The following is a 20319-nucleotide window of genomic DNA, read 5'->3' on the forward strand; positions in this document are numbered from 1 at the left end:
AATCCCATGAAAGACACCATTCGCCAGCTGATCCAGCAAGCCCTCACCCAACTCGTCGCCGACGGTGTGCTGCCTGAAGGGCTGACGCCGGCGATCCAGGTGGAAAACGCCCGGGACAAGACCCACGGCGACTTCGCCAGCAACATCGCCATGATGCTGGCCAAGCCGGCCGGCATGAAGCCCCGCGACCTGGCCGAAAAACTCATCGCCAGCCTGCCGGTCAGCCCCGACATCACCAAGGTCGAGATCGCCGGCCCCGGCTTCCTGAACTTCTTCCAGAACACCCAGGCCCTGGCCAACCGCCTCGACGCCGCCCTGGCCGATGAGCACCTGGGCGTGTGCAAGGCCGGCCCGGCCGAGAAGGTGGTGATCGACATGTCGGCGCCGAACCTGGCCAAGGAGATGCACGTCGGCCACCTGCGCTCGACCATCATCGGCGACAGCGTCGCGCGCGTGCTGGAATTCCTCGGCGATGACGTCATCCGCCAGAACCACGTGGGCGACTGGGGCACCCAGTTCGGCATGCTGCTGGCCTACCTGGAAGAAAACCCGATCACCAGCGACGAGCTGTCGGACCTGGAAAACTTCTACCGCGCCGCCAAGAAGCGCTTCGACGAGTCCGAAGCGTTCGCCACCCGCGCCCGCGGCCTGGTGGTCAAGCTGCAGGCCGGCGACCCTGAGTGCATGGCCCTGTGGACGCGCTTCAAGGACATCTCGCTGTCGCACTGCCAGAAGACCTACGAGCTGCTCAACGTCAAGCTGACCATGGCCGACGTGATGGGCGAGAGCGCCTACAACGCCGACCTGGCCAACGTGGTCGCCGACCTCAAGAGCAAGGGCCTGCTGGTCGAGGACCAGGGCGCCCAGTGCGTGTTCCTCGAGGAGTTCAAGAACGCCGAGGGCGATCCGCTGCCGGTGATCGTGCAGAAGGCCGACGGCGGCTACCTGTACGCCACCACCGACCTGGCCGCCGTGCGCTACCGCAGCAACACGCTGCAGGCCGACCGCGCCCTGTACTTCGTCGACCAGCGCCAGGCCCTGCACTTCAACCAGGTGTTCGAAGTGGCCCGCCGCGCCGGTTTCGTCGGCCACCCGATGAAGATGGAACACATGGGCTTCGGCACCATGAACGGCGCCGATGGCCGCCCGTTCAAGACCCGTGATGGCGGCACCGTCAAGCTGATCGACCTGCTCACCGAGGCCAAGGACCGCGCCTACGCGCTGGTCAAGGAGAAGAACCCGTCGCTGGCCGAGGACGAACTGCGCCACATCGGTGAGGTGGTCGGCATCGGCGCGGTCAAGTACGCCGACCTGTCCAAGCACCGCACCAGCGACTACAGCTTCAACTTCGAGCTGATGCTCAACTTCGAAGGCAACACCGCGCCGTACCTGCTGTACGCCTACACCCGCGTGGCCGGCGTGTTCCGCAAGCTCGGCAAGGGCTTTGACGAAGTCGACGGCAGCATCGTCCTGCAGGCAGCGCACGAGCAGGACCTGGCCGCGCGCCTGGCGCAGTTCGGCGAGATCCTCAACAACGTCGCCGAAAAAGGCACGCCGCACGTGCTGTGCAGCTACCTGTACGACCTCGCCGGCCTGTTCTCCAGCTTCTACGAGAACTGCCCGATCCTTTCCGCCGAAACCGCCGAACAGCAGCAGAGCCGCCTGCGCCTGGCTGCCCTGACCGGCCGCACCCTCAAGCAGGGCCTGGAACTGCTCGGCCTGGAAACCCTGGAGCGCATGTAAGTTGGCTGCAAAGAAGAAACCCGCACCCAAGCGCGGCGCCAGCCGCTCCCAGCCGCCTGCCAGCAAGCAGCCGATCCCGGGCTGGGTGTGGCTGGCGGTCGGCCTGACGGTCGGCGCCTTCATCGTCTTCCTGATGAAGCTCGAGCCGGGCGGCGACGACATCAAGCGCGCCAAGCCCGAGCAACAGAAGCCAGTTGCCGAGGCAAGCAAGACCACCACGCCGACACCACAGCAGCCGGTGAAGCCGAAGTACGACTTCTATACCCTGCTGCCGGAGTCGGAAGTGATCGTGCCGCCCGAGGCCGTGCCGGAGAAGACCCCGCCGGTACCGGCGCAGCCGCCCGTGCCGAGCACACCGGTCACCCCGGCAGAAGCGGCGAAGATCGACACCGCCCGCGCCCAGGCCGCGCTGCTGGGGCAGACGCCGCCACCAGCGCCACCGGTGATCAAGCCGGCGGCCACCACCCAGTTCTTCCTGCAGGCCGGCTCGTTCCGCAAGCAGGCGGACGCCGACAAGGTCCGCGCGCAGATCATCCTGCTCGGCCAGGCGGTCAGGGTGGAGTCGGGCACGGTCAAGGAAGAGACCTGGTACCGTGTGATGGTCGGCCCGTTCAGCAACCGTGAACAGCTGACCGTGGCGCAGAAGCAACTGGCCGGGGCAGGCTTCAGCAACCTGCTGCTGCAACAGCGGCGCCAGTAACGAAAAAGGCCTTGCCGCACTCAGCGACAAGGCCTTTTTTCATACCCGGCGACGCTCGGCGTTGACCTGGGAGATCTGGCTGTTGAGCGTCCAGAAGTCATACAGCACGCCCAGCAGGAACAGACCGCCGGTGAACAGGTAGATCAAGGCACTGATCCACTTGCCCTGGTACAGCCGGTGCACGCCGAAGATGCCCAGGAAGGTCAGCAGGATCCACGCCAGGTTGTAATCCACCCCGCCCGATTCGAAGCGCATGTCCGCCTCGCGGTCCATCGACGGGATCAGGAACAGGTCGATCAGCCAGCCGATACCCAGCAGCCCGAGGGTGAAGAACCAGATGGTCCCGGTGATCGGCTTGCCGTAGTAGAAACGGTGCGAGCCGGTGAAACCGAAGATCCACAGCAGATAGCCGAGGACCTTGCTGTGGGTGTCGTGCGAAGGGGCACCCTGTTGATAACCATTCATTCGAAGCCCTCGTGGGATAGCCGAAAATTTTCTAACGAAAAATGTGACTTTTTCGTTTTGACCCGACATATGGTACGTGGCTGAGCGACCAACGGATCAGAATTTGATCAAAAAGCTGTTATAAAGTTGCGCGCCAACACTTATAAAGAGCTTCATCTATGCCACCTTTCTTCAAGACATGGCTGACCCTCTGCCTTTTATTGCCCCTGGCCGCCCACGCCACCAACCGTGAGCAACGTCTTCCGAGCGGATTCACCGGTTACACGACCAACGCCGATACCACGGTGAAACGCGCCCCGATCCAGTACCGCAACACGACCAGCCTGCGCGCCCGCCCGGCCAACGCCGCCAAGCAGCACGCCGTGGGCATGCAAGCGGTGGCGATGTCGCCGAAGCAGAGCAGCGAAGTGCTCAGCCGTGCGGTGAACGTGCTCGGCACGCCCTATCGCTGGGGTGGCAGCAGCCCGAAGAAGGGCTTCGACTGCAGCGGCCTGGTCAAGTATGCGTTCAACGATGTGGCAGATGTCGACCTGCCGCGCACTTCCAACGCCATGGCCCAGGGCCAGGGCGTCAAGGTGGCCAAGGGCGACCTCAAGCCAGGCGACCTGATCTTCTTCAACATCAAGAGCCGTCGGGTCAACCACGTCGCCATCTACCTGGGCAACGACCGCTTCATCCACGCACCGCGCACCGGCAAGCGGGTGAGCATCGACAGCCTGGAGAAGCCTTACTGGCAGAAGCACTACGTGGTGGCCAAGCGCGTGCTGCCCAAGCAGCAGCAACAGGCGCTGAGCCTGGCCAAACGCTGAAACGCCCAGCAGTCCCTGCGGGAGATCGCAGGGAACCATGATTGCGCGACCAGCGCGCACCCTGTGGGAGCGGCTTTAGCCGCGAAGCAAGCGACGCGGTGGATGGCACCGACTTCGCCGGTGTTCTCGGCTAAAGCCGCTCCCACAGGGACTGCGGTGCACTTTCAGTCTCTGTGGACGTTCCTAACCCACTATCAAACCCCGCGCCTCCAGCGCCCGCAGCGCCCCCTCCATCGTGCACATACCCACCGCCGCACCGGCCTGCATCAGCGAATGAATCTGCGCCAGGCGCCCCTCGCGTATCAGGTTGCGCACCGCAGGCGTCGCCACCAGCACCTCCCGCGCCGCGACACGCCCGCCGCCTGACCGCCGAACCAGCAACTGCGCAACCACCAACCGCAGGGAGTCGGCCAGCATGCTGCGCACCAGCGGTTTTTCCTCCGCCGCGAACACCTCTACCAGTCGGTCGATGCTGCTCACCGCCGACCGCGTATGCACCGTGGCCAGCACCAGATGCCCGGTCTCCGCGGCGCGCAACGCCAGGCGAATGCTGTGCAGGTCGCGCAGCTCGCCGATCATGATCACGTCCGGGTCCTGACGCAGGGCACTGCGCAGGGCCTGGGCAAATTCACGGCTATGCAGGCCGACCTCACGCTGGCTGACCAGGCTTCGCTGGTTGGCATGGATGAACTCGATCGGCTCTTCAAGCGTGACGATATGCAATGCGTATTCGCGATTAAGCCCATCGATTAGTGCCGCCAAGGTACTCGACTTACCGCTGCCGGTGGCCCCACCCACCAGGACCAGGCCATCCCGATACCGGGAGATGATTTGAAACACTTCCGTCAGTTCAAGCGCCTCCAGACAGGGCACGCTTGCAGGGATCAAACGCACGCTGGCGCTCGGGCCATTGCGCTGGCGGAACAGGTTCAGCCGAAAGCGTCCCAGCCCGCCCAGACTCACCGCCAGGTCCAGCTCATCGCCGGCAGCCCACTGTCGCCGCTGCTCATCGTCTAGCAAGACAGCCATCCCATCTTCCAGCGCTCCTGCCGTCAGCAGCGGGAGGTCCAGGCGCTGCAACACCCCATCCACGCGCAGCAGCGGCCGCTCGCCCGCGGCCAGGTGCAGGTCGCTGGCACCGGCAGCCAGGGCCCGGCCCAACAGGTCGGTCACATCCATGAGACTCCCCAACGGCGATCAAGCAGGTAGAATGCCGCAGACCCCAAAGCCTTCGGCGACGAACCATGTCCACCCTAGCAGACAACATTGGCGCCATTGCCACCCGCATCGACAGCGCGGCCAGGGCCGCCGGACGCGACCCGGCCAGCATCCATCTGCTGGCAGTGAGCAAGACCAAGCCCGCCAGCGCGATTCGCGAGGCCTACGCCGCCGGGCTGCGCGATGTGGGCGAGAACTACCTTCAGGAAGCCCTGACAAAACAACAGGCGCTTTCCGACCTGCCCTTGATCTGGCACTTCATCGGCCCCATCCAGTCGAACAAGACCAAGGCCATCGCCGAGCATTTCGACTGGGTACATTCCGTGGACCGCCTGAAGATCGCCCAACGCCTCTCCGAGCAGCGCCCTGCCGGCCTGGCGCCGCTGAACGTCTGCCTGCAGGTGAACGTCAGCGGCGAGGACAGCAAGTCCGGCTGCGCGCCCGCCGAGCTGCCGGCCCTGGCCCAGGCGGTGAACGCCCTGCCCGGTCTGCGCCTGCGCGGACTGATGGCGATTCCGGAGCCGACCGAGGACCGCGCCAAGCAGGAAGCCGCCTTTGCCATCCTGCGCCAGCTCCAGGCGCAGCTGAACCTCGGCCTGGACACCCTGTCGATGGGCATGAGCCACGACCTGGAAGCCGCCATCGCCCAAGGTGCGACCTGGGTCCGCATCGGCACCGCCCTGTTCGGCGCCCGCGACTACGGACAGCCCTGAATCCATGCTTAACTCACTCTTTCCTTCAAGGACCTGACATGAGCAAGACTCGTATTGCCTTTATCGGCGCCGGCAACATGGCCGCCAGCCTGATCGGCGGCCTGCGTGCCCAGGGCCTGGACGCCGCGCAGATCCGCGCCAGCGACCCGGGTGCCGAGACCCGCGCGCGGATCCAGGCCGAGCACGGCATCGAAGCCTTCGAAAGCAACGCCCAGGCCATCGAGGGCGTGGACGTGATCGTGCTGGCGATCAAACCGCAGGTCATGAAGGCGGTCTGCGAAACACTGAAGCCGAACCTGAAGTCCGGCCAGCTGGTGGTGTCCATCGCCGCCGGCATCACCTGCGCCAGCCTGCAGACCTGGCTGGGCGCGATCCCGGTGGTGCGCTGCATGCCCAACACCCCGGCGCTGCTGCGCCAGGGCGTCAGCGGCCTGTACGCCACCGGGGAAGTGTCCGCCGAGCAGCGCCAGCAGGCTGAACAACTGCTGTCGGCCGTCGGCACCGCCTTGTGGCTGGACAAAGAACAACAGCTGGATGCCGTCACCGCCGTCTCCGGCAGCGGCCCGGCCTATTTCTTCCTGCTGATCGAAGCCATGACCGCCGCCGGCGAGAAACTCGGCCTGCCGCGTGAAACCGCCTCGCAACTCACCTTGCAGACCGCCCTGGGCGCCGCCCGCATGGCGGTTGCCAACGATGTCGACGCCGCCGAGCTGCGCCGCCGCGTGACCTCGCCGGCCGGCACCACGGAAGCGGCGATCAAGTCGTTCCAGGCCAGCGGTTTCGAGGCGATCGTCGAGCAGGCACTTCAGGCCGCGGCGAAGCGTTCCGCCGAACTGGCCGAACAACTGGGCAAATAAGGAGCCATTGATGAATGCATTGTCCGGCGCCGCGATCTTCGTGGTGCAAACCCTGGTCAGCCTGTACCTGGTGATCGTCCTGCTGCGCTTCGTGCTGCAACTGGTCAAGGCCGACTTCTACAACCCGCTGAGCCAGTTCGCCGTGCGCGCCACCCAGCCGCTGCTCAAGCCGCTGCGCCGGGTGGTCCCCAGCATCGCCGGCCTGGATACCTCCTCGCTGCTGCTGTCGATCCTGATCCAGGCGTTGCTGATGGCCTTCGTGCTGATGGTCACCTACGGTACCTTCGGCGACATCCTGCACCTGCTGATGTGGTCGATCCTGGGCATCACCTCGCTGTTCCTGAAGATCTTCTGGGTGGCGATGATCGTCATGGTCATCGTCTCGTGGGTCGCGCCGAACAGCCACAACCCGGCCGCCGAGCTGGCCTACCAGATCAGCGAGCCGGTGCTGGCGCCGTTCCGCCGCCTGGTGCCGAACCTCGGCGGCATGGACATTTCGCCGATCTTCGCCTTCATCGCCATCCAGGTGATCCAGTCGTTCCTGATGCCCCAGCTGGCGGCCTACGCCGGTATGCCGCAAGAGCTGTGGCGGATGATCTGACCCGCACTGCATCCAGCGGCAAGCCTTTGCTTGCCGCTGGGGGTAGCGCTCTTTAGACTTACGCCTCCGTCAAGCGTGAGCAGGGTCGATGTCCACTGTCCTTCCCGAAGATTCCGTCGGTCTGGTAACACCGCAGATTGCCCGGTTCGATGAACCGCTGGCCCTGGCTTGTGGCCGCTCCCTGGCCTCGTACGAGCTCATCTACGAAACCTATGGCACCCTCAACGCCGCCGCCAGCAATGCCGTGCTGATCTGCCATGCGTTGTCCGGCCATCACCATGCCGCCGGCTACCATGCCGCCACCGACCGCAAGCCGGGCTGGTGGGACAGCTGCATCGGCCCCGGCAAGCCGATCGACACCAACCGCTTCTTCGTGGTCAGCCTGAACAACCTCGGCGGCTGCAATGGCAGCACCGGCCCCAGCAGCCTCAACCCGGCCACCGGCAAGCCCTACGGCGCCGACTTCCCGGTGCTGACCGTGGAGGACTGGGTGCACAGCCAGGCGCGCCTGGCCGACCGCTTAGGTGTACAGACCTGGGCCGCCATCGTCGGTGGCAGCCTCGGCGGCATGCAGGCCCTGCAGTGGACCATCACCTACCCGGACCGTGTGCGCCACTGCGTGGATATCGCCTCGGCGCCCAGGCTGTCGGCGCAGAACATCGCCTTCAACGAAGTGGCGCGCCAGGCCATCCTCACCGACCCCGAGTTCCACGGCGGCTCGTTCCAGGACCAGGGCGTGATCCCCAAGCGCGGCCTGATGCTGGCGCGCATGGTCGGCCACATCACCTACCTGTCCGACGACTCGATGGGCGAGAAATTCGGCCGCGAGCTCAAGAGCGACAAGCTCAACTACGACTTCCACAGCGTCGAGTTCCAGGTCGAGAGCTACCTGCGCTACCAGGGCGAGGAGTTCTCCGGCCGCTTCGACGCCAACACCTACCTGCTGATGACCAAGGCGCTGGACTACTTCGACCCGGCCGCGGCCCATGGCGGCGACCTGGCGGCAACCCTGGCCCATGTCTCGGCGGACTACTGCATCATGTCGTTCACCACCGACTGGCGCTTCTCGCCGGCCCGCTCGCGGGAGATCGTCGACGCCCTGATGGCCGCGCGCAAGAACGTCTGCTACCTGGACATCGACTCGCCCTATGGCCACGACGCCTTCCTCATCCCGACGCCCCGCTACATGCAGGGCTTCGCGAACTACATGAACCGCATCGCCCTCTGAGGACCGCATGAGAGCCGACCTGGAAATCATCCAAGACTGGATCCCCGCCGGCAGCCGGGTCCTCGACCTGGGCTGCGGCAACGGCGAACTGCTGGCCTCCTTGCGCGAGCGCAAGAATGTCACCGGCTATGGCCTGGAGATCGACGCCGACAACATCGCCGCCTGCGTGGCCAAGGGCGTCAACGTCATCGAGCAGGACCTGGACAAGGGCCTGGGCAACTTCGCCAGCAACAGTTTCGACGTGGTGGTCATGACCCAGGCCCTGCAGGCCGTGGAATATCCCGACCGGATCCTCGACGAGATGCTGCGGGTGGGTCGCCAGTGCATCATCACCTTCCCCAACTTCGGCCACTGGCGCTGCCGCTGGTACCTGGCGACCAAGGGTCGCATGCCGGTTTCGGACTTCATGCCGTATACCTGGTACAACACGCCGAACATCCACTTCTGCACCTTCGAGGACTTCGAGAACCTGTGCCATGAGCGCCACGCCAAGGTCCTCGACCGCCTGGCCGTCGACCGTCTGCACCGTAACGGGTTGGGCGGGCGGCTATGGCCTAATCTTCTAGGTGAGATCGGTATCTATCGGGTCAGCAGCCCGGGCCTGCAGGAGCATCAGCTCGCGGTCTGACCCTCGCGAACGGAGGAATGGGATCATGCGTCGACTAGCACTGTTTCTGATCAGCCTGTGCCTGGCCTTGCCGGTACTGGCTGCCGATGCCGCCAAGCCGGAGCGCAAGGAAGTGTTCGGCGATGTGACGGTCCACTACAGCGCCTTCACCTCGAGCATGCTGCAACCGGATATCGCCGCCGCCACGGGCCTGACCCGCAGCAAGAACCAGGGCGTGCTCAACATCGCCGTGCTCAAGGCCGAGAAGCCTGCAACGGCGGTGGTCAGCGGCACGGTGAAGGACCTGACCGGGCGCAGCAACCCGCTGTCGTTCAAGCAGATCACCGATCAGGGCGCGGTCTACTACATCGCCCAGTTCAAGATCGACCAGGCCGAGACCGTCACCTTCGATATCAACGTCGAAACCGGTGGCGTCAGCCATAAACTCAGCTTCAACCAGGAAGTGTTCCCAGGCGAATGATGAATCTTACGCAACTCGTATTGGCCAGCCACAACGCCGGCAAGCTCAAGGAACTGCAGGCCATGCTCGGCGAGTCCGTGCACCTGCGTTCGATCGGCGAATTCAGCCAGGTGGAGCCGGAAGAGACCGGCCTGTCGTTCGTCGAGAACGCCATCCTCAAGGCGCGCAACGCCGCACGCATCTCCGGCCTGCCGGCCCTGGCCGACGACTCAGGCCTGGCGGTGGACTTCCTCGGCGGCGCGCCGGGCATCTACTCGGCGCGCTACGCCGACGGCAAGGGCGACACGGCGAACAACGCCAAGCTGCTCGAAGCGCTCAAGGACGTGCCTGCAGACCAGCGCGGCGCGCAGTTCGTCTGCGTCCTGGCCCTGGTGCGGCATGCCGACGATCCGCTGCCGATCCTCTGCGAAGGCCTGTGGCACGGCAGCATCCTGTTCGAGGCCAGCGGTGAGCACGGCTTCGGCTACGACCCGCTGTTCTGGGTCCCGGAGCGCAACTGCTCCAGCGCCGACCTCGCCCCGGTCGACAAGAACCAGCTCAGCCACCGCGCCCGCGCCATGGCCCTGCTGCGTCAACGTCTGGGCCTGGCATGACCGAAAAGCTGTTCGTGCAACCGGCGGGCCTGATCCTTCCCGAACTCCCGCCGCTGTCGCTGTACATCCATATTCCCTGGTGCGTGCGCAAGTGCCCGTACTGCGACTTCAACTCGCACCAGGCCGGTCCGGCGCTGCCGGAAGCCGAATACATCGACGCCCTGCTGGCCGATCTCGACCAGGAGCTGCCTGCCGTCCAGGGCCGCTCGATCAGCACGATCTTCTTCGGAGGCGGCACCCCCAGCCTGTTCAGCGCTGATGCGCTGGGTCGTCTGCTGCGCGGAGTCGAGCAACGCATCCCGTTCGCCCCGGACATCGAGATCACCCTCGAGGCCAACCCAGGCACCTTCGAGCAGGAGAAGTTCAAGGCCTACCGGCAGACCGGCATCAACCGCCTGTCCATCGGCGTGCAGAGTTTCCAGCCAGCCAAGCTCGAGAAGCTCGGGCGCATCCACAATGGTGCCGAAGCGGTGCGCGCCGCAGACATGGCCCGTGCGGCAGGCTTCGACAACTTCAACATGGACCTGATGCACGGCTTGCCGGACCAGTCGCTCGGCGACGCCCTGGGCGACCTGCGCCAGGCCATCGAACTGGCGCCGACGCACCTGTCCTGGTACCAGCTGACGGTAGAGCCGAACACGGTGTTCTGGAACCAGCCGCCCGAGCTGCCCGAGGACGATATCCTTTGGGATATCCAGGAAGCCGGCCAGGCGTTGATGGCCGAGCACGGTTACCGCCAGTACGAAGTCTCGGCCTACGCCCAGGCCGGTCGTGCCGCGCGGCACAACCTGAACTACTGGCGCTTCGGCGACTTCATCGGCATCGGTGCCGGTGCCCATGGCAAGCTGTCGTTCCCCGACGGACGCATCCTGCGCACCTGGAAGACCCGCCTGCCCAAGGACTACCTGAACCCGGCCAAGCCGTTCAAGGCGGGCGAGAAGCTGCTGCCGGCCGATGAGCTACCCTTCGAGTTCCTGATGAACGCCCTGCGCCTCACCGACGGGGTGGAAGCCGAACTGTTCAGCCTGCGCACCGGTCTGCCCCTGGCGCAACTGGCCGAAGCCCGCCGTGAAGCCGAACAAAAAGGCCTTTTGCGGGTCGAACCGGATCGGCTGGCAGCCACTCCGCGTGGCCAGCTGTTCCTCAACGACCTGCTGCAGTACTTCTTGAATTAAGGATGACCCATGGACCTGGTACTTGACCTGCTCTCGACCGTTTCCCGTTGGAGCCGCAGCAACCTGTCAGAAATCTCGCTGGCCCTGGTGGGCTGCCTGCTGGTGCTGTTCGGCACCGATATCAAGGGCTGGGTGGAAGGCCGCCTGGGTGGCCTGGCCGGCGCCCTGCGGGTGCCGTTCATGGCGCTGCTGGTGATGATCGGCAGCGGCGCGGCACTGATCTATGCGACGCCGTGGATCGTGAAGGGGCTGGGGCAGTTCAACAACTATGCGCTGGCACCAGTGCTGCTGGTGGTGCTGGTATTGATTGGCGTGGTGGCCGATCGGCGGGGCTGAGGGTTTGCTAAAAGCCGCCCTGGCGAGCCAGGACGGCTTCTCACCCGACTAACCCTTAGCGGGCATCGTCAAAGTGATCGCGCAGGAAGTCCCTGGCGGTCCTGAAAACGATCAGGATCCGAACCAGCGTCCAGACACGGCTCAGCGTATTCAGCAAACGCTTCATATGCCTTGGCCTCCGTGTTGGCTGGGCCAATCTTCCAGCGTCTGACCGGCACTTCGACGCCTTCGGAGATCATTGGGGGTGGTCTCCAGTGAAGTGGCCGGGTAGATGGCCCTTCGAAACTCTGCCGGCGCGGTTCGTAGGCCGCGTCGAAGGGGCCGAGACAGCAGAACGAATTCGCTTCCCGGCCCGCCACTGGAATTTCCCCCATGAGAGCGGGGCAATCTTACGACAGCGAAAGGTTCAAGGCTGTTACCTGCTCAGTCGCACTTGATGCCTGATATTTCCGTGATTGACGCACTCCACGAGTACTCCTAGTATCGCGTTTGTGGGTGGTCTCCAGTGACGCTTGAACTGCGCAGGCTGAGGATTCGTAACCCGAAGCCCGCATAAAAAAACCGCCTTTAGCTAGGCGGTTTTTTTTGGCTGCAGGCAGACCTGGCTGACGCCCTGCCGATGTCTTCCAAGGTGCTGGTGTTGATTGGCGGGGCGGCTGATCGGCGGGGCTGAGCACTTGCTAAAAGCCGCCCTGGCGAGCCAGGACGGCTTCTCACCCGACTAACCCTTAGCGGGCATCGTCAAAGTGATCGCGCAGGAAGTCCCTGACAGACCTGAACACAATCAGGATCCGAACCAGTTTCCAGACGCGGCTCAGCGTATTCAGCAAACGCTTCATATGCCTTGGCCTCCGTGTTGGCTGGGCCAATCTTCCAGCGTCTAACCGGCACTTCGACACCTTCGGAGAGCATGTGACTGTCTCCAGTGAAGTGGCCAGGTGGGTGGCCCTTCGATAAGTATCACCGGCGCGAGTCGTAGGTCACGTCGAAGGGGCCGAGAAAGCGTTTGGCTTCCAGGCCCGTCACCGGATGAAATCACATGCGAGCAAAACGATCTTACGTGAACCTCCCTACCAGAGCTGTTACCTGCCCTGTCACACGTAATGCCGGATATTTCCTTGGTTGACCTGTATTCGAGGCCATCCTAAGATCCAGTTGTGACTGTCTCCAGTGATGTTCGTGGGCTAGGCTTCGTAACCCGAGGCCCACATAAAAAAACCGCCCTTCTCAAGGCGGTTTTTTTGTACCTGCAATCTCGCAGGCTTGAAGGACAGCGCCGAACGAATCCGGCTCAGCTCACCTTCTCGAACTTCAGATCCCACACCCCATGCCCAAGGCGCTCACCACGGCGCTCGAACTTGGTGATCGGCCGTTCTTCCGGGCGTGGCACGTAGGCGCCATCAGCCGCCTGGTTGCGATAGCCGGGCGCTGCGCTCATCACTTCCAGCATGTATTCGGCATAGGGCTCCCAGTCGGTCGCCATGTGGAACACACCACCGGGCTTGAGCTTGCGGCGCACCAGCTCGGCAAACTCCAGCTGGACGATCCGGCGCTTGTGGTGACGCGCCTTGTGCCAAGGGTCCGGGAAGAACAGCATCAGGCGATCGAGGCTGTTGTCGGCCACGCAGCGGTTGAGCACTTCGATGGCATCACAGTCGTACACCCGCAGGTTCTTCAGGCCCTGGGTCAGCACGCCGTTGAGCAGTGCGCCGACACCCGGACGGTGCACTTCGACACCGATGAAGTCCAGCTCGGGCGAGGCGGCGGCCATTTCCAGCAGCGAGTGCCCCATGCCGAAGCCGATCTCCAGGGTACGCGGCGCCGAGCGGCCGAACACCTGGTCGTAGTCCACCGGGCTGTCGGTCAACGGCAGGATGAACAGCGGACCGCCCTGCTCCAGGCCGCGTTGCTGGCCTTCGGTCATGCGCCCGGCACGCATCACGAAACTCTTGATGCGGCGGTGCGGGCGGGCTTCGCCGTCTTCGGTGATCGGCGTTTCTTGCGATTCAGTCATCTGGGGCTCTTACTTGATCAGACCTTCCAGCGGCGAGGACGCGCTGGCATAGAGTTTCTTCGGCATGCGCCCGGCGAGATACGCCATGCGGCCGGCAAGGATGGCGTGCTTCATGGCCTCGGCCATCAGCACCGGCTGCTGGGCGTGGGCGATGGCCGAGTTCATCAGCACCGCCTCGCAGCCCATCTCCATGGCGATGGTGGCGTCGGAGGCGGTCCCCACGCCGGCATCGACCAGCACCGGCACCTTGGATTCCTCGAGGATGATCTGCAGGTTGTAGGGGTTGCAGATACCCAGGCCGGTGCCGATCAGGCCGGCCAGCGGCATGACGGCGATGCAGCCGGCTTCGGCCAGCTGGCGGGCGATGATCGGGTCATCGCTGGTGTAGACCATCACATCGAAACCGTCCTTGACCAGTACTTCGGCGGCCTTGAGGGTTTCGATCACGTTGGGGAACAGGGTCTTCTGGTCGGCCAGCACTTCCAGCTTCACCAGCGTCCGCTCCTCGTGGGACTTGTGGCCGTCGAGCAGTTCACGGGCCAGGCGGCAGGTACGCACCGCCTCGACCGCGTCGAAGCAGCCCGCGGTGTTCGGCAGGATGGTGTACTTGTCGGGCGACAGCACATCGAGCAGGTTCGGCTCGCCCGCGTTCTGGCCGAGGTTGGTGCGACGCACGGCCACGGTGACGATCTCGGCACCCGAGGCCTCGGTGGCCAGGCGGGTTTCTTCCATGTCACGGTACTTGCCGGTGCCGACCAGCAGGCGCGACTGGAAAGTGCGCCCGGCCAGGACGAAAGGCTTGTCGCTGCGAACGTTGCTCATCGATGTTCCTCAGGAAAGGTTACGGGGCTTTGGATGAATCGGCGGGATGCGCTCAACCACCGCCAATGGCATGAACCACTTCGACCTGGTCGCCTTCGCTCAATCGCGTGCTCTCGTGCTGGCTGCGCGGCACGATGTCCAGGTTCAGTTCCACCGCCACCCGGCGACCGGCCAGCTCCAGCCGGCCCAGCAGCGCCGCGACGCTCTCGCCCTCGGGCAGTTCGTAAGGTTCACCGTTCAATTGAATGCGCATGCGCACGGCCACCATTGTTCTTTGGGGCCCGCATTCTAGCCCCGATCCACCCCGCAACCCAAGGGCGATGCGCGCCATTAGTCGCGATTGTGGACCGTTCGGTCAGCCCAGGCGCCAGGCGGCCAGGCCCAGGCACAGCCAGCCAGCGAGGAAGCACAAGCCACCCAGCGGAGTGATCATGCCGAGCTTGCCCAGGCCGCTCAGGGTCAGTACGTAGAGGCTACCGGAGAACAGCACGATACCCACGGCGAACAGACCGCCGGCCCAGCCGACCAGGCGCCCCGGCAGGTGCGCCGAGAGCACCGCCACCGCGAGGATCGCCAGGGCGTGCACCAGCTGGTAGGTCACGCCGGTATGGAAGATCGCCAGGTAGTCGGCGCTGAGACGGCTCTTCAGGCCATGGGCGGCGAAGGCGCCGAGGGCGACGCCGGTAAAGCCGAAGAACGCGGCGAGCATCAGGAAGCTGCGAAGCATGGGACGACTCCTCGGGAGGGGTCTGTATAATGGCCCGTTCCAACGGTCCGGCCAAGCCATCACCATGCTGTCATCTCTCCTGCGCCGCCTCTCCCGCGCCCTGCTCTGGTTCGCAGCCGGCAGCGCCGCCGTGGTCCTGTTGCTGCGCTGGGTTCCACCGCCCGGCACCGCGCTGATGGTCGAGCGCAAGGTGGAGTCGTGGTTCAGCGGCGAGCCCATCGACCTGCAACGCGACTGGACGCCCTGGGAGGGCATCTCCGACGAGCTCAAGGTCGCGGTCATTGCCGGCGAGGACCAGAAGTTCGCCAGCCACTGGGGCTTCGACATCCCGGCGATCCAGGCGGCGCTGGCCTACAACGAGCGCGGCGGCAAGGTGCGTGGCGCCAGCACCCTGACCCAGCAGGTGGCCAAGAACCTGTTCCTGTGGTCAGGGCGCAGCTGGCTGCGCAAGGGGCTGGAGGCCTGGTTCACCGCGCTGATCGAGCTGTTCTGGTCCAAGGAGCGGATTCTCGAGGTCTATCTGAACAGCGCCGAATGGGGCAAGGGCGTGTTCGGAGCCCAGGCCGCGGCACGCTACCACTTCGGCGTGGACGCCAGCCGCCTGACGCGACAACAGGCCGCACAGCTCGCGGCGGTGCTGCCGAGCCCGATCAAGTGGAGTGCCAGCCGGCCAAGCGCGTATGTGGCGAGTCGGGCGGGCTGGATTCGCCGGCAGATGAGCCAGCTGGGCGGGCCGAGCTACCTGATGCAGCTGGATACTTCGCGCAGGCTTTGAGACCTGGCTTTCGTGGGAGCGGGGTTGCCCCGCGATAGCCGATTCATTCGCAACATCGCCATCGCGGGGCAAGCCCACTCCCACGCCCCGCCACATTCTCGGCGGACAAAAAAAGCCGCTGTCTCTTGCGAGAACAGCGGCTTTTTCACTCCAGCCAGGCGCCGATCAGATCGCGATCAGTGCCTTGACCTTGTTCATCGCGTTCTTCTCGAGCTGGCGAATTCGCTCGGCCGAAACGCTGTATTTCTCCGCCAGTTCATGCAGCGTGGCTTTTTCCTCGGCCAGCCAGCGCTGGTAGAGGATATCGCGACTGCGATCGTCCAGGCCTTGCAGCGCTTCATGCAGGTTGCTGGTGGAGTTGTCGCTCCAATCAGCGTCCTCCAACTGCACGGCCGGGTCGTAGCGGTGGTCTTCCAGGTAATGCGCGGGCGACTGGAAGGCGCTGTCGTCGTCGGCTTCGGCCGCCGGGTCGAAAGCCATGTCCTGGCCGCTCAGACGGCTTTCCATCTCGCGCACTTCACGGGGCTCGACGCCGAGGCTTTCGGCCACGCGATGCACTTCGTCGTTGTTCAGCCAGGCCAGACGCTTCTTCTGGCTGCGCAGGTTGAAGAACAGCTTGCGCTGGGCCTTGGTGGTGGCCACCTTGACGATGCGCCAGTTGCGCAGGATGAACTCGTGGATCTCGGCCTTGATCCAGTGCACCGCAAAGGACACCAGACGCACGCCCATTTCCGGGTTGAAACGCTTGACCGCCTTCATCAGGCCGACGTTGCCTTCCTGGATCAGGTCGGCCTGGGCCAACCCGTAGCCGGCGTAGCTACGGGCGATGTGTACGACGAAACGCAGGTGGGCCATCACCATTTGACGAGCGGCCTCGAGATCCTGCTCATAGTAGAGACGCTCGCCCAGATCACGCTCCTGCTCCGGCGACAGCAAGGGGATGCTGTTGACCGTGTGCACGTAGGCTTCCAGGTTTGCACCGGGAACCAGGGCATAGGCAGGTTGCAACGATGTGGTCATTCAAGTACCTCCGGCTTACAGACTCGTGCCTTGTGGGCACTGCCAGCATAGACAAGGAACCGTTGTACAAGTTCCAGGATGAAAAATTTGTCAATACTGGCCATGAAACATTTATCGCGGTGCCAGCTCGTTCAAGTGCCGAGCGACGGCGATCCATGCACCGATATACCCTAACAGCACCGCCCCGATCAAGAGTGAAAGGCCATCCGAGGCCGGCACGCCACCCAGGGCGAAATCACTGCCATACAGGCCGGACAGCCCGACCACCGCGTCATTCAGCCAGTTCAGGCCAAACGCCAGGATACCCCAGGCCAGCACGCCCGCACCCAGGCCGTACAGCGCGCCCATGTACAGGAAAGGCCGGCGCACGTAGCTGTCGGTACCGCCGACGAGCTTGATCACTTCGATCTCGACCCGGCGGTTTTCGATATGTAGACGAATTGTGTTACCGATTACTAACAGCAGAGCGGAAATCAGCATCACCGCCAGGCCGAAGACGAAGCGGTCACCCAGCTTGAGAATCGCCGCCAGACGCTCGACCCACACCAGGTCCAGCTGCGCCGCTTCCACCCGAGGCAGCTCGGACAGGCGCTGGCGCAAGGCTTCCAGGGCGGGTTTGTCGACCTCGGTCGGCGTTACCACCACCACGCCAGGCAGCGGATTGTCCGGCAACTCGCGCAGCGCCTCGCCCAGGCCCGACTGCTGCTGGAACTCTTCCAGCGCCTGCTCGCGGCTGACGTACTGAGCCTCGGCGACGCCCGGCATGCCCTTGATCTCGTCACGCAGGGCCTCGCCGTCACGGCTGCTGGCATCGAGCTTGAGGTAGAGCGAGATCTGCGCCGCGCGCTGCCAGGAACCACCGAGTTTCTCGACGTTCTTCAGCAGCAGCGACAGGCCCATGGGCATGCTCAGCGCCACGGCCATCACCAGGCAGGTGAAGAAACTGCCGATCGGTTGCTTGGCCAGGCGGCGCAGGCTGTCGGCCAGGCTGGCGCGATGGCTTTCCAGCCAGGCGTGCAGCAGGGTGCTGAAGTCCGGGCCATCGTCGTCGTGATCGCCACGCTTTTTCTTCGTCGGTTGCGGATCGGCGGCTTTCGGCGCCACGCGCTCGGAAACCTTTGGTGTACGTGTGGTGCTCATTGCCCGGCCTCCCCATCGCCGATCAAGCGGCCGCGTTGCAGCGTCAGCATGCGGTGGCGCATGCGCGCGATCAGCGCCAGGTCGTGACTGGCGATCAGTACCGTGGTGCCCAGGCGGTTGATGTCCTCGAACACGCCCATGATCTCGGCGGCCAGGCGCGGGTCGAGGTTACCGGTGGGCTCGTCCGCCAGCAGCAGGGCCGGTTGGTGGACGATGGCGCGGGCAATGCCCACGCGCTGCTGCTGGCCAGTGGACAGGTCGGCCGGGAACAGCTCGCCCTTGTCGCTCAGCGACACGCGCTCCAGCGCCGAATCCACGCGCTTGGCGATCTCGGCCTTGGACAGCCCGAGGATCTGCAGCGGCAGGGCGATGTTGTTGAACACCGTGCGATCGAACAGCAGCTGGTGGTTCTGGAACACCACGCCGATCTGCCGGCGCAGGAACGGGATCTGCGCGTTGCTGATCTGGCCCAGGTCCTGCCCGGCCAGCAGCAGCTTGCCGCTGGTCGGACGCTCCATGGCCAGCAGCAGGCGCAGCAGGGTGCTCTTGCCGGCGCCGGAGTGGCCGGTGACGAACAGGAACTCGCCACGACGCGCCCGGAAGCTCAGTTCGTGCAGGCCGACGTGGCCGTTGGGATAGCGCTTGGCTACCTGTTCGAATCGGATCATGAAGGTTCCCGCTCGGCGAACAGCGCCTTGACGAAGGGTTCGGCCTCGAAGGTGCGCAGGTCGTCGATACCCTCGCCCACACCGATGAAGCGGATCGGGATGTTGAACTGCTTGGCCAGGGCGAAGATGACGCCGCCCTTGGCGGTGCCGTCCAGCTTGGTCAGGGCCAGGCCGGTCAGCTCGACGCTCTGGTTGAAGTACTTGGCCTGGCTGATGGCGTTCTGCCCGGTACCGGCGTCGAGCACCAGCAGCACCTCGTGGGGCGCCTCGGCGTCGAGCTTGCCGATCACCCGACGGACCTTCTTCAGCTCTTCCATCAGGTTGTCCTTGGTGTGCAGGCGGCCGGCGGTGTCGGCGATCAGCACATCGACGCCCCGGGCCTTGGCGGCCTGCACCGCGTCGAAGATCACCGAGGCCGAGTCGGCGCCGGTGTGCTGGGCGATTACCGGGATCTGATTGCGCTCGCCCCACACCTGCAACTGCTCCACCGCTGCGGCGCGGAAGGTGTCGCCGGCGGCGAGCATGACCTTCTTGCCTTCGAGCTGCAGCTTCTTGGCCAGCTTGCCGATGGTGGTGGTCTTGCCGGCGCCGTTCACGCCGACTACCAGGATCACGTAGGGCTTGCTCTGCGCCTCGATCTTCAGCGGCTGCTCGACCGGACGCAGCAAGGCGGCCAGTTCGTCCTGCAGCGACTTGTACAGGGCGTCGGCGTCGGCCAGCTGTTTGCGGGCGACCTTCTGTGTCAGGTTCTGGACGATGGTCGAGGTGGCCTCGACGCCGACGTCGGCGGTCAGCAGGCGGGTCTCGATCTCGTCGAGCAGGTCGTCGTCGATGACCTTCTTGCCCAGGAACAGGCTGGCCATGCCTTCGCCAATGCTGGCGCTGGTCTTCGACAGGCCCTGCTTGAGGCGGGCGAAGAAGCCGGGTTTGGCGGGTTCGGCGGCGACTGGCGCAGGTTCCACGGCAGCCGGAGCGGGAGCGACAGACGCTACCGGCTCGGGCTCGGGCACAGGGGCTGGTTCGGCCACCACTACCTCAGGGGCATGGCGCTCAGGGATAGCGGGCGGGGCCTTGGGTTCGAGATCTGGCACCAGCGCCACCGGCTCTTCCGCGACTGGCAGCACCAAATTGCTTACTGGCGCAGGCGGTGTTGGCTCGGGCACAACCGTTGACAGGTCCGACGCATTCGCAGGCAAGCCCGCTCCCACAGGGGGCTGCGGCGCCTGAGGCACAGCGACAGGCTCAGGCTCGGCCACCAAGGCAGGCTCGGCCGGGACCTCTGCCGGCACAGACCGGGGTGCTTCGAGCACTACAGCGGGCTGCGGCGCCTGAGGCGCAGCGGCAGGCTCAGGTTCGGCCGCCTGGACAGGCTCGAGCGGGACTTCCACCGGCACAGGCTGGGGTGCCTCGGCCAGCGGAGCGGGCTGCTCGGCAGGAGGCTGCTGTACCACCGGCGCCTCGACGGGCGGTTGGGGGGCTTGCGGCTGTTCGGCGACAGGTTGCTCCGGCTTCTTGCGGAACCAGCTGAACAGGCCTTTCTTCTCGCCAGCCGCGGCCGGCGCTTTTTTGTCGTCGTTGGAACCAAACATGGAAGACGGCTATCTCAGGGTAGCGATGCGCCAGCAGT

At 64.8% G+C, this 20319-nt stretch carries 23 protein-coding genes; 13 read left to right on the plus strand and 10 right to left on the minus strand.

The window, feature by feature from the left end; all coding sequences use genetic code 11:
* Positions 1-6: 6 nt before the first annotated feature.
* Both argS and HU735_RS00510 read left to right on the plus strand, forming a co-directional pair.
* The gene (gene argS, locus HU735_RS00505; protein WP_186712013.1) at positions 7-1743 is read left to right on the plus strand and encodes an arginine--tRNA ligase; all 1737 of its coding nucleotides are present in this window, start codon (positions 7-9) and stop codon (positions 1741-1743) included.
* Position 1744: 1 nt separating this feature from the next.
* Entirely contained in the window at positions 1745-2443 is a 699-nt protein-coding gene (locus HU735_RS00510; protein ID WP_186712014.1) for an SPOR domain-containing protein, read from the plus strand.
* 39 nt (positions 2444-2482) lie between these two features.
* Here the strand turns inward: HU735_RS00510 and HU735_RS00515 are convergent, their stop codons facing one another.
* Entirely contained in the window at positions 2483-2908 is a 426-nt protein-coding gene (locus HU735_RS00515) for a TM2 domain-containing protein (protein ID WP_023630210.1), read from the minus strand.
* Between the two features lie 158 nt (positions 2909-3066).
* On the opposite strand from HU735_RS00515, the gene HU735_RS00520 reads away from it, so the two are divergent.
* Positions 3067-3717, plus strand: coding sequence for an NlpC/P60 family protein (locus tag HU735_RS00520; RefSeq protein WP_186712015.1), 651 nt, complete (start codon positions 3067-3069; stop codon positions 3715-3717).
* A 183-nt stretch (positions 3718-3900) separates the two neighbouring features.
* Here HU735_RS00520 and HU735_RS00525 read toward each other — a convergent pair whose 3' ends face one another.
* Positions 3901-4896 (minus strand): PilT/PilU family type 4a pilus ATPase, encoded by a 996-nt coding sequence (locus tag HU735_RS00525; RefSeq protein ID WP_186712016.1) that lies wholly within the window; start codon positions 4894-4896, stop codon positions 3901-3903.
* A gap of 65 nt (positions 4897-4961) precedes the next feature.
* Between HU735_RS00525 and HU735_RS00530 the strand changes: the two genes are divergently transcribed.
* The 9 genes from HU735_RS00530 (at position 4962) to HU735_RS00570 (ending at position 11526) form a co-directional block, all read left to right on the plus strand.
* Entirely contained in the window at positions 4962-5648 is a 687-nt protein-coding gene (locus HU735_RS00530; protein WP_186712017.1) for a YggS family pyridoxal phosphate-dependent enzyme, read from the plus strand.
* Between the two features lie 38 nt (positions 5649-5686).
* Entirely contained in the window at positions 5687-6505 is an 819-nt protein-coding gene (gene proC, locus HU735_RS00535) for a pyrroline-5-carboxylate reductase (RefSeq protein ID WP_238349726.1), read from the plus strand.
* Positions 6506-6515: 10 nt separating this feature from the next.
* A complete protein-coding gene (locus HU735_RS00540; RefSeq protein WP_050707358.1) occupies positions 6516-7106 on the plus strand; it encodes a YggT family protein in 591 nt (196 codons plus the stop codon).
* 88 nt (positions 7107-7194) lie between these two features.
* Positions 7195-8334 (plus strand): homoserine O-acetyltransferase, encoded by a 1140-nt coding sequence (locus tag HU735_RS00545; RefSeq protein WP_186712018.1) that lies wholly within the window; start codon positions 7195-7197, stop codon positions 8332-8334.
* Positions 8335-8341: 7 nt separating this feature from the next.
* Positions 8342-8962 (plus strand): methionine biosynthesis protein MetW, encoded by a 621-nt coding sequence (gene metW / locus HU735_RS00550; RefSeq protein WP_011531735.1) that lies wholly within the window; start codon positions 8342-8344, stop codon positions 8960-8962.
* Positions 8963-8987: 25 nt separating this feature from the next.
* Positions 8988-9422 carry a DUF4426 domain-containing protein gene (locus HU735_RS00555; protein ID WP_186712019.1) on the plus strand — a complete coding sequence of 145 codons (435 nt, stop codon included), beginning with the start codon at positions 8988-8990 and terminating at the stop codon, positions 9420-9422.
* Positions 9419-10015, plus strand: coding sequence for an RdgB/HAM1 family non-canonical purine NTP pyrophosphatase (gene rdgB / locus HU735_RS00560; RefSeq protein WP_186712020.1), 597 nt, complete (start codon positions 9419-9421; stop codon positions 10013-10015). The genes HU735_RS00555 and rdgB overlap by 4 nt, the downstream gene beginning before the upstream one ends.
* Positions 10012-11190, plus strand: coding sequence for a radical SAM family heme chaperone HemW (gene hemW, locus HU735_RS00565; protein WP_186712021.1), 1179 nt, complete (start codon positions 10012-10014; stop codon positions 11188-11190). The genes rdgB and hemW overlap by 4 nt, the downstream gene beginning before the upstream one ends.
* Positions 11191-11199: 9 nt before the next feature.
* Positions 11200-11526, plus strand: coding sequence for a DUF3392 family protein (locus HU735_RS00570; RefSeq protein ID WP_011531731.1), 327 nt, complete (start codon positions 11200-11202; stop codon positions 11524-11526).
* Positions 11527-12817: 1291 nt separating this feature from the next.
* Here HU735_RS00570 and trmB read toward each other — a convergent pair.
* The 4 genes from trmB to HU735_RS00590 form a co-directional block, all read right to left on the minus strand.
* The gene (gene trmB / locus HU735_RS00575; protein WP_028689129.1) at positions 12818-13540 is read right to left on the minus strand and encodes a tRNA (guanosine(46)-N7)-methyltransferase TrmB; all 723 of its coding nucleotides are present in this window, start codon (positions 13538-13540) and stop codon (positions 12818-12820) included.
* A gap of 9 nt (positions 13541-13549) precedes the next feature.
* On the minus strand, positions 13550-14362 hold the full coding sequence (locus tag HU735_RS00580; RefSeq protein WP_028689130.1) for a thiazole synthase: 813 nt from the start codon (positions 14360-14362) through the stop codon (positions 13550-13552).
* A gap of 52 nt (positions 14363-14414) precedes the next feature.
* Positions 14415-14615 carry a sulfur carrier protein ThiS gene (thiS, locus tag HU735_RS00585; RefSeq protein WP_050707401.1) on the minus strand — a complete coding sequence of 67 codons (201 nt, stop codon included), beginning with the start codon at positions 14613-14615 and terminating at the stop codon, positions 14415-14417.
* A 102-nt stretch (positions 14616-14717) separates the two neighbouring features.
* The gene (locus tag HU735_RS00590; protein WP_186712022.1) at positions 14718-15089 is read right to left on the minus strand and encodes a DUF423 domain-containing protein; all 372 of its coding nucleotides are present in this window, start codon (positions 15087-15089) and stop codon (positions 14718-14720) included.
* A gap of 64 nt (positions 15090-15153) precedes the next feature.
* On the opposite strand from HU735_RS00590, the gene mtgA reads away from it, so the two are divergent.
* Entirely contained in the window at positions 15154-15864 is a 711-nt protein-coding gene (gene mtgA / locus HU735_RS00595; RefSeq protein ID WP_186712023.1) for a monofunctional biosynthetic peptidoglycan transglycosylase, read from the plus strand.
* 165 nt (positions 15865-16029) lie between these two features.
* Here mtgA and rpoH read toward each other — a convergent pair whose 3' ends face one another.
* The 4 genes from rpoH to ftsY form a co-directional block, all read right to left on the minus strand.
* Positions 16030-16884: an RNA polymerase sigma factor RpoH gene (gene rpoH / locus HU735_RS00600; protein ID WP_050707365.1), complete on the minus strand. Its 855-nt coding sequence runs from the start codon at positions 16882-16884 to the stop codon at positions 16030-16032.
* A gap of 111 nt (positions 16885-16995) precedes the next feature.
* A complete protein-coding gene (gene ftsX / locus HU735_RS00605) occupies positions 16996-18024 on the minus strand; it encodes a permease-like cell division protein FtsX (RefSeq protein WP_186712024.1) in 1029 nt (342 codons plus the stop codon).
* Positions 18021-18692 carry a cell division ATP-binding protein FtsE gene (gene ftsE / locus HU735_RS00610; protein WP_011531723.1) on the minus strand — a complete coding sequence of 224 codons (672 nt, stop codon included), beginning with the start codon at positions 18690-18692 and terminating at the stop codon, positions 18021-18023. Before ftsE ends, ftsX begins: the two co-directional genes overlap by 4 nt.
* Entirely contained in the window at positions 18689-20281 is a 1593-nt protein-coding gene (gene ftsY, locus HU735_RS00615) for a signal recognition particle-docking protein FtsY (protein WP_186712025.1), read from the minus strand. Before ftsY ends, ftsE begins: the two co-directional genes overlap by 4 nt.
* Between the last annotated feature and the right edge of the window lie 38 nt (positions 20282-20319).

Origin of the sequence: Pseudomonas sp. BW16M2, from assembly GCF_014268865.1 — a bacterium.
In the GTDB taxonomy this organism is placed as follows: domain Bacteria; phylum Pseudomonadota; class Gammaproteobacteria; order Pseudomonadales; family Pseudomonadaceae; genus Aquipseudomonas; species Aquipseudomonas peradeniyensis.